The 13,531-nt window shown below is 73.8% G+C and carries 10 protein-coding genes; 3 read left to right on the forward strand and 7 right to left on the reverse strand.

Annotated elements, in window-relative coordinates; translation table 11 throughout:
- Positions 1-66: 66 nt before the first annotated feature.
- A complete protein-coding gene (locus ADL22_RS18170; RefSeq protein ID WP_066980304.1) occupies positions 67-909 on the forward strand; it encodes a YceI family protein in 843 nt (280 codons plus the stop codon).
- 140 nt (positions 910-1,049) lie between these two features.
- Here the strand turns inward: ADL22_RS18170 and ADL22_RS18175 are convergent, their stop codons facing one another.
- Positions 1,050-1,892 (reverse strand): TrmB family transcriptional regulator, encoded by an 843-nt coding sequence (locus ADL22_RS18175; RefSeq protein WP_066980307.1) that lies wholly within the window; start codon positions 1,890-1,892, stop codon positions 1,050-1,052.
- A gap of 328 nt (positions 1,893-2,220) precedes the next feature.
- On the opposite strand from ADL22_RS18175, the gene ADL22_RS18180 reads away from it, so the two are divergent.
- Positions 2,221-3,519: a S53 family peptidase gene (locus tag ADL22_RS18180; RefSeq protein WP_234430755.1), complete on the forward strand. Its 1,299-nt coding sequence runs from the start codon at positions 2,221-2,223 to the stop codon at positions 3,517-3,519.
- Between the two features lie 170 nt (positions 3,520-3,689).
- Here ADL22_RS18180 and ADL22_RS18185 read toward each other — a convergent pair whose 3' ends face one another.
- From ADL22_RS18185 to ADL22_RS18210, 6 genes are all read right to left on the reverse strand, one after another.
- Entirely contained in the window at positions 3,690-4,487 is a 798-nt protein-coding gene (locus tag ADL22_RS18185) for a TetR/AcrR family transcriptional regulator (RefSeq protein WP_066980310.1), read from the reverse strand.
- Between the two features lie 136 nt (positions 4,488-4,623).
- The gene (locus tag ADL22_RS18190; protein ID WP_066980314.1) at positions 4,624-6,228 is read right to left on the reverse strand and encodes an MFS transporter; all 1,605 of its coding nucleotides are present in this window, start codon (positions 6,226-6,228) and stop codon (positions 4,624-4,626) included.
- A 131-nt stretch (positions 6,229-6,359) separates the two neighbouring features.
- A complete protein-coding gene (locus ADL22_RS18195; RefSeq protein ID WP_066980317.1) occupies positions 6,360-8,507 on the reverse strand; it encodes a glycosyltransferase family 39 protein in 2,148 nt (715 codons plus the stop codon).
- 68 nt (positions 8,508-8,575) lie between these two features.
- Entirely contained in the window at positions 8,576-9,958 is a 1,383-nt protein-coding gene (locus tag ADL22_RS18200; RefSeq protein ID WP_234430756.1) for a bifunctional glycosyltransferase family 2/GtrA family protein, read from the reverse strand.
- A gap of 213 nt (positions 9,959-10,171) precedes the next feature.
- Entirely contained in the window at positions 10,172-11,701 is a 1,530-nt protein-coding gene (locus ADL22_RS18205) for a sensor histidine kinase (RefSeq protein ID WP_324615577.1), read from the reverse strand.
- A 108-nt stretch (positions 11,702-11,809) separates the two neighbouring features.
- Positions 11,810-12,511 carry a response regulator transcription factor gene (locus ADL22_RS18210; RefSeq protein ID WP_066980345.1) on the reverse strand — a complete coding sequence of 234 codons (702 nt, stop codon included), beginning with the start codon at positions 12,509-12,511 and terminating at the stop codon, positions 11,810-11,812.
- Positions 12,512-12,997: 486 nt separating this feature from the next.
- Between ADL22_RS18210 and ADL22_RS18215 the strand changes: the two genes are divergently transcribed.
- Positions 12,998-13,531 (forward strand): NADPH-dependent FMN reductase (locus ADL22_RS18215; RefSeq protein WP_066980322.1); only part of this gene is annotated, 534 nt, incomplete at its 3' end.

Below are 13,531 nucleotides of genomic sequence, written 5' to 3' on the forward strand. Positions count from 1 at the left end.
AGCCGGGCCCGCCACCGCACCAGGCGGGCAGGGCGGACCCAGGCACTGAACGGGAGAGGCACGGAGATGACTTCGACGGGCGCGGGAGCTGCGGGAGTACGGGCGCAGGTCCGCACACGGGACGGCTGGGCGGTACAGCACGCCGTGCTGACCGTCACCGACATGACGGGCGCGCAGGTGCTGCGCGCGGCCGCCGACGAGGACGGCGCGGTGCGCAGCGCGGAGCCGCTGCCCGCCGGCCCCTACACGGTCATCGTGACCGCCGTCGGCTACGCACCGGTCGCCTCCAGCGCGATCGTCACGGCCAGCGGCCGGATGGACATCGGCACGGTCGTGCTGGCCCGCCAGGGCGGGGTGGAGCTGCCGCCGCCCGGTCCCTGGACCATCGACCCCATGCACTCCTCGGTGGCCGCGGTCGCCCAGCACCTGGGGATCTCCAGCGTGCACGGCCGGTTCACCGAGTTCAGCGGCCGGATCGACATCGCCGAGGACATCGAGAAGTCCCGCGTCGAGGCGGTCATCAAGGCCGCGTCGATCGACACCGGCAACGGGATGCGCGACGGCCACCTGCGCAACGAGGACTTCCTCAACGTCGAGGTGTACCCGCAGATCACCTATCGCAGCACCGGCCTGGCGCCGGCCGGCCCGGACCGCTGGACGGTCCACGGCGACCTCTCGCTGCACGGCGTGGTCCGCCCGGTCGACCTGGACCTCAGCTACCTCGGCACCGGCCCGGACCCGTGGGGCGGCGTCCGCGCGGCCTTCCGCGCCACCGCCGAGCTGCGCCGCGAGGACTTCAAGATGAACTACAACCAGGTGGTCGCCGCCGGTATCGCCGCCATCGGCACCACCCTGAAGGTCGAACTGGACATCCAGGCGGTGCAGGGGGAGTCGCTGCCGATGGGGTGAGCGGGGTCCAAATCGCCGTTCTTTTCCGCCTGTTCCGCGTGTGCGCGTGAGGGGGGTGAGGGGCGGCCCCGGTGGAGCGTACGCCGCCGGGGCCGCCCCTCATCGCGTCATCGCGTCATCGCGTCGTGGCGTCATGGGCGTCATCTGGCGAGGTGGTCGCGGGCGGTGGGGACGGCCGGCTGCGGGGCCGTGGCGGATGTCTGCCAGACGGTCTCGAAGGCCAGGCGGAGGCAGGCCGCCAGGGCCGGGTGCTCGATGACCAGGGCGGTGGTGGAGCCCGCGCCGGCCACCGGGTCGGGCATATCGCACAGCACCAGCGAGGCGTCGGCGATGACGAGTTTCAGCGGCAGGTCCGCGGTGAAGCGGGCCTCCTCGCCGGCCGCGGCGAAGCTGCGCACGTTGGCGAGCATGCCGCTGTCCTCCAGGGCGCCGGTGGTGTAGATGGCGCGCACGGTGCCGCCGGCCCGGTGCAGCCGGCGGGCCGCCTCGATGCCCTCGGCGTTCTCCGCCGGGGCGACGAACGGCGGTTTGCAGAAGCTCAGCAGCTCGCGGCGGGCCTGCCGCTGGATGTCCGCGAACCGTTCGGAGATCGCCGCCGGATCGCGCAGGATCTCCACGTAGTCCAGCGGATCGGAGTGCCCGCGCCCGTCCGCCCACAGCGGCTGGAGGGCGGCGGCCAGGGTGTCCGAGGCGCGCTCCAGCCGTTCCAGGGACTCGCGTTGGAGCGCGACCAGGCGGGCGACGGCCAGTTCGGGGGCGACCGCGGAGTACGTGGCGACGCGCCCCGGGCGGGCGTTGGCCAGCCGGCGGCGGACGAGCGCGTCCAGCACGTCGTAGACCCGCTGGCGCGGTACGTCGGCCTCCCGGGCGACCTCGGCCGCGGTGTACGACTCGCGTCTGATCAGGGCGAGATAGACCCGCGCCTCGTAACGGGCCAGGCCCAGCGCGACGAGGTTGCCGACCGCGTCCTCTTCCAACTCCATGACAGGACAAGGTAGCGGGCCGGGGCGTAGCGCGGGCCGGTGTCCGCAAGGTGATCGGGACGCGGCCGCGAGGGGGCCGCGCGGGGAGCAGGAGAAGGCTTTGCCGTAAAGCGGTGTCCCTTTGACGGTGTGTTCACTACTTTCCCCATGAAGCCACCACTGACCGGGGTGGCACCCCCCACCGAGTGCACGTGCGCGACGCACCACCGGAATTCCCCCTGTGTGGACACGTTCAGCTCTTCCGCGTGTCGACAAACCCGTCATGCACTTGACAGATGCATGACACCTGCACTCCCCCACTCCACTCCCCCCCACGGAGGTCATCCCCATGTCCCCCCTGCGCAACAGCCCCGTGGACAGCGGCAGATCGGCACGGCGCGGCAGCGGATCGGCGCGCCGCGGCGCCGCCGCCCTGCTCTCCGCGGCCGGCCTGGTCGTCGGCGGTCTGCTCGCCGCCGGTCCGGCCGGTGCCGCCACGGCCGCGCCGCACGCGTCCCCCACCGCGTCCGGCACCGCCGCCGTCCCCACCCACCGCCTGTGCGCGCAGCCGGCCGCGCCCGGCTACATGGCCTGCAACGCGGTGGCCCGTACGGACGTCAAGCCGCACCTCTCCCTCAGCCGCGGCCTGACCCCGTCCGGCTTCGGCCCCGCCGATCTGCAGAGCGCGTACAAGCTGCCGGCCAACGCCGGTTCCGGCCAGACCGTGGCCATCGTGGACGCGTACGACGACCCCAACGCCGAGAAGGACCTGGCGGCGTACCGCAAGCAGTACGGCCTGCCGGACTGCACCACGGCCAACGGCTGCTTCAAGAAGGTGGACCAGAACGGGGGCACCAAGTACCCGAAGGCGGACGCCGGTTGGGCCGGTGAGATATCCCTCGACGTGGACATGGTCAGCGCGGCCTGCCCGCAGTGCCACATCCTGCTCGTCGAGGCCAACAGCGCGAACATGGACGACCTCGGCGCGGCGGTGAACCGCGCGGTGGCCATGGGCGCGAAGTACGTCTCCAACAGCTACGGCGGCTCGGAGGACTCCACCGACGCCACCTCGGACGAGAAGTACTTCAAGCACCCGGGCGTCGCCATCACCGTCAGCTCCGGTGACAGCGGCTACGGCACCGAGTACCCGGCGGCCTCGCAGTACGTCACCGCGGTCGGCGGCACCTCGCTGAAGAAGAGCAGCACCGCCCGCGGCTGGACCGAGTCGGTGTGGGGCACCAGCGCGGGCGGCGAGGGCGCCGGTTCCGGCTGCTCGCAGTACGACGCCAAGCCGGCCTGGCAGAAGGACACCGGCTGCGCCAAGCGCACCGTCGCCGACGTGGCCGCGGTCGCCGACCCGGCCACCGGTCTCGCGGTCTACGACAGCTACCAGGCCAGCGGCTGGAACGTCTACGGCGGCACCAGCGCCTCGGCGCCGTTCATCGCCGGTGTCTACGCGCTGGCCGGCGCCCCGGGCGCGACCGACACCCCGGCGTCGTACCCGTACGCCCACGCCTCCGCGCTGAACGACGTCACCGGCGGTGCCAACGGCTCCTGCTCGCCGTCGTACCTCTGCACGGCGGGCAGCGGCTACGACGGCCCGACCGGCCTCGGCACGCCGAACGGCACGGCGGCCTTCACCAAGTGAGGCACCCCGGCGGGGGCTGACCCACCTGTCGGCCACAAGCCGTCATCCCCGCCATGAGCCGTCGCAGTCCGGTGCCCGTCCGTCGAGCCGGACTGCGACTCCCAAGGGAAGAGCGCGGGCCCGGACCGTTTCCCAGCGGTCCGGGCCCGTGCGCGTACCCACGGGGTGCCCTAGTCGCCGGTCTCCTGGAGCTTCTCGGCGTCCTGGCGGGCCCGCATGGCCTCGATGCCGGCGATCTGGAGGTCGAGCGCGAAGGCGAAGTCGCGGTCCAGCATGGCCACCGCGTCGGCGTCGCCGATGGCGTGCCCGGCGCGGCTGGAGAGCTCCAGCGTCTCGGCGAACTCCGGGCGGTCCGAGAGCACGGCCATGACCTGGCGGAAGTACGCGTCGAGGCTGACGCCGGACGCGCGGCAGCGGGCCTCGTGCAGCCCGCGGATGGTGGCGTAGCCGTAGACGAACTGGAAGAGGGAGGCCAGGGCGCCGGAGGTGCGTTCCGGATCCAGGCCGGTGCGGGCCATCACCCGGACGGTGGTGTTGGAGAACGCCGTGGAGTGCGGGCCGATGTTGATGAAGTCGCCGAGCAGCCGGGCCGCCCAGGGGTGCCGCAGCAGCATGTCGCGGTACGCGCCGGCCAGGCCGCGGAGCTGGTCGCGCCAGTCGGCGGACTCGTCGGCCGGGTCGGGCAGGTCGATCTCGCCGGCCACCGCGTCCACGGCGCGTTCGAGGAGGTCGTCCTTGGTGTCGACGTACCAGTAGAGGGACATCGCGGTGACGCCCAGGTCGGCGGCGAGGCGGCGCATGGAGAACTTGGCCAGGCCCTCGGCGTCGAGCAGCCGGACGGTGGCCGCGATGATCTTGTCGAGGCCCAGACCGGCCGGCTGCTCGGCCTTTCTGCGGAGCGGGGGGCGCTCGGTCAGCCAGACGCTGTGCGGCCGCTGTCCGGCGCGCCCGTTCGTCGCTGCTGCCATGGCGCCACTCCTCGGGTTGTGATGCTGCCGCGGGACGTCCGCCGGCCCGTCCCTACGCAGCGGGTGTGCCGTGCGTACGCGGCGGTCCGTGCCGGACGGGGCGGGTGGGCGAGCGGTGCCCCGTCCGGCATCGATGCTATTCCGCCACCGCGGGGGCCGCGGCGGGACCCTCGGCCGGGGTGGGACCCGCGGCCGGGGTGGGACCCGCGGCCGGGGTGGCGCCCTCGGCCGCGGTCGGGCCCCCGGCCCGTTCGGCGCGGCGCAGCAGGACCGCGGCGAGCAGCCCGCCGAGGAAGACGGCCGCCGCGCCGACCAGCTGGCTGGCGCCGATCCCCGCCGCGAACGCGTCGTGCACGGCGCCCCGCTCCCGCGCGGTGTGCGTACGGGCCAGGGCCGCGGGGAGCGAACCGGCGCCCGCGGCGACCAGCGGGAGCAGCGCGGCGAAGCGGGAGTTGAGCACCGCGCCGAGCACCGCGACACCCAGGCCCTGGCCGAATTCCATCAGCGTGCCGTTGACGCCGGCGCCGACCCCGGCCTTGGCGGGCGGGATCGCGGACATGATCGCGTTGGCCATCGTCGGCATCGCCACCGCGACCCCGATACCCATCACGATCAGCCCGAACAGCATCCCGCCGTAGCTCTCCGCGCCGAGCAGCGAGATCGCCGCCAGACCGGCCGCGAGCAGCGACATACCGGTGACGATCATGCCGGGGGTGCCGAAGCGCGGCATCAGGCGGGCGCCCAGCCCGGTGAAGTTGATCACTATGACGGTGAGCGCGAGCGGCGCCATCCGCAGACCGGCGTCCAACGGACCGTAGCCGAGGACCAGTTGGAGATGCTGGGTCAGCAGGAACATCGAACCGCCCATGCCGAACGCGACCAGGATGCCGCCGGCCACCGCGCCGACGAACCGGCGGTTGCGGAAGAAGTGCATGTCCAGCATGGGATGCGGGACGCGCAGCTCCCAGACGGTGAACAGCGCCAGCCCGACGACACCGATGGCGGCCGATATCAGCACCCGGCCGGACAGCCAGCCGTCGACCGGCCCGGAGATGATCGCGAAGACCACCCCGACCATGCCGACCATGGACAGCAGCGCGCCGACCACGTCCGGGCGCTCCCCGCCGCGGCTCTTGGACTCCGGGACCAGGGCGAACACCGCGACCAGGGCTATCGCCGCCACCGGGAGGTTGACCAGGAAGAGCGAACCCCACCAGAAGTGGTCGAGCAGCGTGCCGCCGATCAGCGGGCCGGCGGCGAAGCCGAGGGAGTTCACCGAGCTCCAGATGCCGATGGCCTTGGGGCGCTCCTCGTCGTCGAAGAGCTGCATCACGACGGCGAGGGTGGTGGTCCCCAGCAGCGCGCCGCCTATGCCCATCCCGGCCCGGGCGCCGATGAGCTGGCCGGGCGACTGGGCGAGGGCGGCGGCCAGCGAGGCCACGCCGAACAACCCGAGGCCGACGGCGAGCATCCGCTTGCGGCCGTAGCGGTCGGCGGAATTGCCGGCGATCAGCAGCAGGCCGGACTGGACCAGCGAATAGGCGTTGAGCATCCACTGGACGTCGGCGGTGGTCGCGCCCAGCTCCTCGGTGAGGGAGGGGACGGCGACGTTCAGCACGGTGTTGTCGAGGACGACGGTGAGCTGGGCGAGGCAGATGACGGCCAGGATCAGCCAGCGGGCGGAGGGCCGCCCCGGTGGTTCGAGGGCGGTGGGGGTGGCGCCGGGGGCCACGGCGGACATACGAGCTCCCTGTACGGTGCGAGCGGATGCCTTACACCGTACAGGGGCTGTTTTACGCCGTACATTTATTTTTCGGGGGGGCGGCTCGCTGTTGCGGTCCCCCGGGAGCGGGCTCGCCTGGTGGCGCCCGCTTACGCCTTCTTCTGCGTCAGGTCGTAGAAGGTGGCGCCGCCGGCCGTGACCTTGGTGAAGGTCTTCTCGATCCAGGCGCTGATCTCCGATGAGGTGCCCTGCGTGTCCTTCCCGGCGCCGGGCATCTGCCGGCCGGCGGCGGCCTTCTCACCGGCGGCGCCGCCTCCGAAGCCGCGGAAGCCGTCCCGGCCGCCCGCGATGAAGTAGTGGATCTTCCCTTCGGCCACGTACTTCTGGAACTGGGCGAGGGTCGGCGAGGGGTCGCTCCCGTTGAAGCCGCCGATCGCCATCACCGGCTTCTGGGTGGCCAGTTGGTAGCTCGCGGCGTTCTGGGAGCCGATGGCCGCGGCGGCCCAGGTGTACCGGTCGGCGTTCCGCTCCACGAGGCGCTTGGCCTGCGGGGTCACGGTGGCGCCGTTCAGCAGGCCGCCCATACCGCCGGGCATGCCGCCCTTGCCTCCCATACCGGCCCTTCCCGCCTTGCCGTGCATGCGCTGCTTACCGCGCATGCCGAGCATTCCGGGCCTTCCGTTACGGCCCGGGAAGCCCCGGCCGCCCGCGACGGCCGGACCGGCGGTGATGATCGAACCGCCCTTGGGCGTGGTGACGGTGTCCAGGGTGTACGCGAGCGGCCCGGCCAGCGCCGTCGCCACCCCGAGCCCGGCCGCGCACACGGCCAGCGGCCGCCGCCCCCGGCCGGACCGCCCCGGCCCCTGGCCGCCTTCCGTCACGGGGTCGCCCGCCGGCGCCCGTTCCCCCGCCGACAGCAGCAGCCCCAGCGCCGCCAGCACGCCGAGCACCAGCACCGTCCAGCGCAGCCACGGCAGCCACTGCGGCGAGCGGTCCAGCAGTACGTACGACCAGACCGCCGTCACCCCGGCGACCGCCGCCAGCACGATCCGCGCGGGCCACCCGCCGCGCCGCCACACCACCACCGAGCCCATACCGGACACCGCCGCGATGTACGGGGCCAGCGCGATGTTGTAGTACTGGTGGAAGATCCCGGACATGAAGCTGAAGATGGTGAACGTCATCAGCAGCGCACCGCCCCACACCAGGAACTCCGCGCGCTGGGCGGCCTGTTCGGCGGCGACCGCGCGCCGCGCCCGGCGCAGCATCCACACCGCGGCGACCAGCAGGATCAGCGCGGCGGGCAGCAGCCACGCGATCTGGCCGCCCATATCGGGTGCGAAGAGCCGGGTGATCCCGGTCTGGCCCCAGCCCCCGCCGCCCCGGCCGCCGGCCCCGTGGTGGCCGCCGACGCTGCCGCGCTCGTTCCCGTCGATCCGGCCGAAGCCGTTGTAGCCGAAGGTCAGCTCCAGGAAGCTGTTGGTCTGCGAACCGCCCACGTACGGGCGCGCCGACGCCGGCAGCAGTTCGACGATCGCCACCCACCAGCCGCCGGAGACCACCAGCACCAGCCCGGCCAGCAGCAGCTGCCCCAGCCGCTTGCGCGGCGCGACCGGCGCGCAGCAGGCGTAGACGGCGGCCAGCGCCGGCAGGATCAGCCACGCCTGGAGCGTCTTGGTCAGGAAGCCGAGCCCGAAGCAGAATCCGGCCAGCAGCAGCCACTTCGTCCGGCCCGCCTCCAGGGCGCGCAGTACGCACGCGACCGCGCAGACCATCAGCAGGCACAGCATCGCGTCGGGGTTGTTGAAGCGGAACATCAGCGCGGCGACCGGCGTGAACGCCAGCGCCCCGGCCGACAGCAGCCCCGCCACCGCCCCGAAGCGGCGCCGTACGGCCAGGTGGAGCACGCCGACGGCGGCGACGCCCATCAGCGCCTCGGGCACCAGGATCGCCCACGAGTTCAGCCCGAAGAGGCGTACCGAGAGCTCCATCGGCCAGAGGGAGGCCGGCGGCTTGTCCACGGTGATGGCGCTGGCGGAGTCCGAGGACCCGAAGAAGAACGCCTTCCAGCTGACGCTGCCGGCCTGTACGGCCGCCGAGTAGAACTGGTTGGCGAACTTGGACGCCGACAGGTCCCATACGTAGAGCACCGCGGTGACCGCCAGCAGCGCCAGCAGCGCGGGCCGGGCCCAGCGCGGATCGGGACTCCGGCCCGGGGCGGGCCCGGGGGCCGGGTCGGTGGCGGGGCCGGGGCCGGGGCCGGGGGCCGCCGTGTCCGGGGTGAGGTCCGGGGGCAACGTTCTCTCCTGGTGCGTTGATTGCTGCGGAAGTGAGGGAGGGGGTTACGGAGGGGGTTACGGAGGGTTCAGGTGAGCGGGGTGGTGGCCCCGTTCCCCGGGTTCTCGGCGCTCTCCGCCCCCGCCCGCCGTTCCCGGTCCGGGAACACCCAGGCGCGGAAGAGGAGGAAGCGCAGCACCGTCGCGGCCAGGTTGGCGGCCACCAGCACCGTCAGCTCGCTGCCGTGCGAGGGGGTGCGGGTGGCCGCGTCGAGGGCCGCCAGCGACCCGCTGGTCAGGACCAGCCCGATGGCGAAGACCACCAGCCCCTGCGCCTGGTGGCGGACCGCCCGGTCCCGCCCCCGTACACCGAACGTCAGCCGCCGGTTGGCGGCCGTATTGGCCAGCGCGGACACCAACAGGGCGGCGGCGTTGGCCAGTTGGGAGCCGGCCCCGAGCCGGAAGAGGGAGTAGAGCCCCAGGTAGAGGAGGGTGCTCAGCGCCCCGACGACGGCGAAGCCGACGACCTGCCGCGCCAGCCCGCCCGGTACGCCGGAGAGCTGCCGGTCGCGCGGATCGTCGCCGAACGGCCGGGCGAGCCGGTCCAGCGGCAGCGCCCCGGTGGCCAGCGCCCGGCCCACCCGCCACACGCCCTTGAGGTCGTCGGTCGCGGTCCGCACGATGTGGACGGTGCTGTCCGGGTCGTCCACCCAGTCCACCGGCACCTCGTGGATCCGCAGGCCCGCGCGTTCGGCCAGCACCAGCATCTCGGTGTCGAAGAACCAGCCGGTGTCCTCCACCAGCGGCAGCAGCCGGCCCGCCACATCACCGCGGATCGCCTTGAAACCGCACTGCGCGTCGGAGAACCGCGCGGCGAGCGAGCCGCGGAGGATGAGGTTGTACGTGCGCGAGATGAACTCCCGCTTCGGGCCGCGCACCACCCGCGCGCTCCGGCTGAGCCGGGACCCGATCGCCAGGTCCGAGTGGCCGGATATCAGCGGTGCGACCAGCGGCAGCAGCGCGTTCAGGTCGGTGGACAGATCGACGTCCATATAGGCCAGCACCGGCGCCTCGGACAGCGACCACACCGTGCGCAGCGCCCGGCCGCGGCCCTTCTGCTCCAGCCGTACGGCGGTGACGTGGTCCATCTCGTCGTCCAGCTTGGCGGCGATCCCGGGGGTGTCGTCGGTACTGGCGTTGTCGGCGATGGTGATCCGGAAGCCGTAGGGGAAGGTGCGGGTCAGGTGGTCGTGGAGCCGGCGCACACACGATTCGAGGTCCTTCTCCTCGTTGTAGACGGGGATCACGACGTCGAGGACGGTGGCGGCCTGGCCCGGACGCAGATGCTCCCGGGGCGGCAGCGCACCCAGGGACGTCGGGGCGCCGAGGGGCGTCGGGGACCCGAGAGACGGTGGAGATCCCAGGGCCTTCTGGGACCCCTGGGGCGTCGGGGTGGGCGGAGGCGTCGTCATGCCCACGACGGTCGCCAACCGGCCTGTCACAGCCGTATGGCGAGCCTGTGGGCTGGCTGTGAGTCGCGGCCGGTGGGTGCTCAACTGGCGGCGGGGCGCGGTTCGTACGGGTATCCGCCGGTCGCCGGTCGCCGGTCGCCGTCCGCCGTCCGCCGGGCACCGGGCGCGGTTCGGTACGAGCATCCGCCGACCGCCCCGGCCACCGTCTATCGTCTACCGCCCGCCCGCCGCCACCCCCGGCAGCGTCACCGTGAACACCGTCCGCCCCGGCACGCTCGCCACCGCGACCGTCCCGCCGTGCGCGGCCACCACGGCCTGCACGATGGCCAGCCCCAGCCCCGTACTGCCGCCGCTCCGGCCGCTCCCGGAGGCCCGCGACCGGGACACGTCCCCCCGCGCGAACCGCTCGAAGACATGCGGCAGCAACTCCGGCGGCACCCCGGGCCCGTCGTCCTCGACCTCCAGCCGGACGGCACCGCGCGGCCCGCCGGCCAGCCGGGCACCGGGGCCGTGGGGCGCCCCGCCGCCCGGCTGCCCCGCAGCCGGTCCGCCGCCCGGCCCCTCCCCCACCCGCACCCGGGCCGTGACCGTCGTCCCCTCCGGCGTATGCGTCCGGGCGTTGGCGAGGAGGTTGACCAGGACCTGGTGCAGCCGGTCGGCGTCGCCGCGGACCAGCGCGGGGGCGTCCGCGTCCGGGAGTTCCAGGCGCCAGCGGTGGCCGGGCCCGGCCGCCCGGGCGTCGCTGACCGCGTCCACCACCAGCGGCGGCAGATCGACCGTTTCGTACGAGAGCGGGCGCCCGGAATCCAGCCGGGCGAGCAGCAGCAGGTCCTCCACCAGCCCGGTCATCCGCTCCGCCTCGGACTCGATCCGGGCCAGCGCGTGCCGGGTCTCCGGCCCGGGCCGCTCCGTCCCGCGCCGGGTCAGCTCGGCGTAGCCCCGTATCGAGGCCAGCGGCGTCCGCAGCTCGTGGCTGGCGTCGGCGACGAACCGCCGCACCCGCGTCTCGCTCTCCTGGCGCGCCGAGAGCGCCGAACCGACGTGCCCCAGCATGCGGTTGAGCGCCGCCCCGACCTGCCCGACCTCCGTCCGCGCGTCGGCCTCGTCGGCCGGGACGCGTACGTGCAGCGCCACCTCGCCCTGGTGCAGCGGGAGTTCGGAGACCCTGGTCGCGGTCGCGGCGACCCGCCGCAGCGGTCGCAGCGCGATCCCCACCATCGCCGAGCCCGCCATCCCCGCCGCGACCAGCCCGGAGAGCGTCACACAGCATTCGATCAGCACCAGCCGCCCGACCGTGTCGTCCACCTCGGCCATCGGCATGCCGAGCACCAGCGCGCCGTCGCGCGCGGACAGCACACGGTACGAGCCGAGCCCGGGCAGGTCCGTGCCGTGCGGCGCGCCGTCCCGGGGCACCGCGTCCAGCGCCGCCAGCTGGGCGCCGGTCAGCGGCGTCAGGCGCTCGGACGGCAGCCGGCTCGCCGAGCGGTTCAGCCGCGCCCCGGCCGCCAGCCGCCCGTCCGGCCCGACCCGGGCGCCCACGGACCCGAGCGGCTGACCGCCCATGGCGACGAAGTCGAGCCCGGCGTTCCGCATCGGATCGTGCGGCCGCGCGTCCTGCGCCCGCCCGACCCCGCCGAACAGCCGGCCGTCCAACTGCCGCTGGAGGTACGAGTGCAGCGCGATCGCGGTCACCGTGCTGATCACCGCCCCCACGACGGCGATCAGCGCCACCGCCGACACCACGAGCCGCGTCCGCAGCGTCCACGGCCGCCGGGCCCGTGGGCCCCGCCGGGACGGCCCGCGGCGCACCCCACCCGCGGGCGCGGGACCCGGACGACCGTCCACCGCCCGCTACCCCGCCGGCTTGATCAGATACCCCGCACCCCGCCGGGTGTGGATCATCGGCTCGCGCCCGGCGTCGATCTTCCGCCGCAGGTACGAGATATACAGTTCGACGACATTGGCCTGCCCCCCGAAGTCATAGCTCCACACCCGGTCCAGAATCTGCGTCTTGCTCAGCACCCGCCGCGGATTCCGCATCAGATACCGCAGCAGTTCGAACTCCGTGGCGGTCAGGTGGATGTCCTGGCCGTCCCGCCACACCTCGTGGCTGTCCTCGTCCAGCACCAGGTCGCCCACCGTCAGCAGCGACTCACTGCGCACCGCCGCCGCACCCGCCCGGCGCAGCAGCCCGCGCAGCCGGGCCACCACCTCCTCCAGGCTGAACGGCTTGGTGACGTAGTCGTCACCGCCGGCCGTCAGCCCGGCGATCCGGTCCTCGACCGCGTCCTTGGCGGTCAGGAACAGCACCGGAACGTCCGGCAGGTCGTGCCGCAGCCGGCCCAGGACGGTGAGCCCGTCCATGTCCGGCAGCATCACATCGAGCACCACCGCGTCCGGCCGCCAGCTCCTGGCGCACCGCAGCGCGCCCGCCCCGTCGCCCTCCGCGCGGATGTCCCAGCCCTCGTACCGCAGCGCCAGCGACAGCAGATCCGCGAGCGAGGACTCGTCGTCCACCACCAGCACCCGTACGGGGCTGCCGTCGGCCCGCAGCAGCTCCGGCTGCTTGCCCGGCCCCCGCCCGGGGGCCTCGCCGGACCCTCTGCGGACGGACGTGCCCGGGGCCGGCGAACGGTACGGAACGGACGAGGACGTCGACGAAGTCACGGTCATGGCAGGCAGCCTGACCCGCCGCCCTGAAAGCTCCCTTGCCGGTTTCTGTGAATCTCCTGAGAATCCCCCCTTCCCTGAGTCAAGGCCCCCAAGGCCGCACCAAGACCACCCCGGAACGCGCGCCCGGCCGTCCCCTCACCCGCGCCCGACCGGGCCTCACCGCGCCCGGCCGGACCGGCCGCGCCGGCCCGGACCGCCCCCCGCGCGGCCCGGACCGATCACCGTGCCTTCAGCATGCCACCCCCCACTGACAACGCCGCTGACCTGCACCTTCACCCTCGTACGAAGGGCCGGCCCGGGGCCCGATCGGTCGGCCCCTCGCCCACCCCGCACACACCGCCCCCACCCCCGGCGTACCGTCACCCCATGCCACGACTCCTGGCCCTCTCCGGCAGCCTCCGCGCGCGTTCCGCCAACGGCGCGGTCCTGCGCTCCGCCCTGGACCTCTTCGACGGCCCCGCCGCCACCGCCGACATCGGCACCCTGCCGCACTTCAACCCCGACCTGGACGGCGAGGACGCCACCCCGCCGCCCCCGGTCGCCGCGCTGCGCGCCGCCGTCGCGGAAGCCGACGCCCTGCTGCTGGTCAGCCCGGAGTACGCGCACGGCGTCCCCGGCGTCCTCAAGAACGCCCTCGACTGGCTGGTCAGCAGCGGCGAATGCGTCGGCAAACCGGCCGCCGTGATCACCGCCTCGCCGTTCCCCACCGGCGGCGATCACGCCAACGCCCAACTCCGCGAAACCCTGCGCATGATGAGCGCCGAGGTCGTCGCGGACGCCTGCCGGGAAATCCCCGCCATCGGCCCCAAGATCGACCCCGCCACCGAACGCGTCACCGACGAGCCCACCCTCGCCGACCTCCGCACCGCCCTGACCCACCTGGCCACCGCCACCACCGCC

Source organism: Streptomyces sp. NRRL F-4489, from assembly GCF_001509485.1.
Lineage (GTDB): Bacteria > Actinomycetota > Actinomycetes > Streptomycetales > Streptomycetaceae > Streptomyces.

What these genes read in the sequence shown, in the direction of transcription:
- ADL22_RS18170 (WP_066980304.1), top strand. Translation starts at nt 67, where the DNA reads ATGACTTCGACGGGCGCGGGAGCTGCGGGAGTACGGGCGCAGGTCCGC.
- ADL22_RS18180 (WP_234430755.1), top strand. Translation starts at nt 2,221, where the DNA reads ATGTCCCCCCTGCGCAACAGCCCCGTGGACAGCGGCAGATCGGCACGG.
- ADL22_RS18190 (WP_066980314.1), bottom strand. Translation starts at nt 6,228, where the DNA reads ATGTCCGCCGTGGCCCCCGGCGCCACCCCCACCGCCCTCGAACCACCG.
- ADL22_RS18175 (WP_066980307.1), bottom strand. Translation starts at nt 1,892, where the DNA reads ATGGAGTTGGAAGAGGACGCGGTCGGCAACCTCGTCGCGCTGGGCCTG.
- ADL22_RS18185 (WP_066980310.1), bottom strand. Translation starts at nt 4,487, where the DNA reads ATGGCAGCAGCGACGAACGGGCGCGCCGGACAGCGGCCGCACAGCGTC.
- ADL22_RS18200 (WP_234430756.1), bottom strand. Translation starts at nt 9,958, where the DNA reads ATGACGACGCCTCCGCCCACCCCGACGCCCCAGGGGTCCCAGAAGGCC.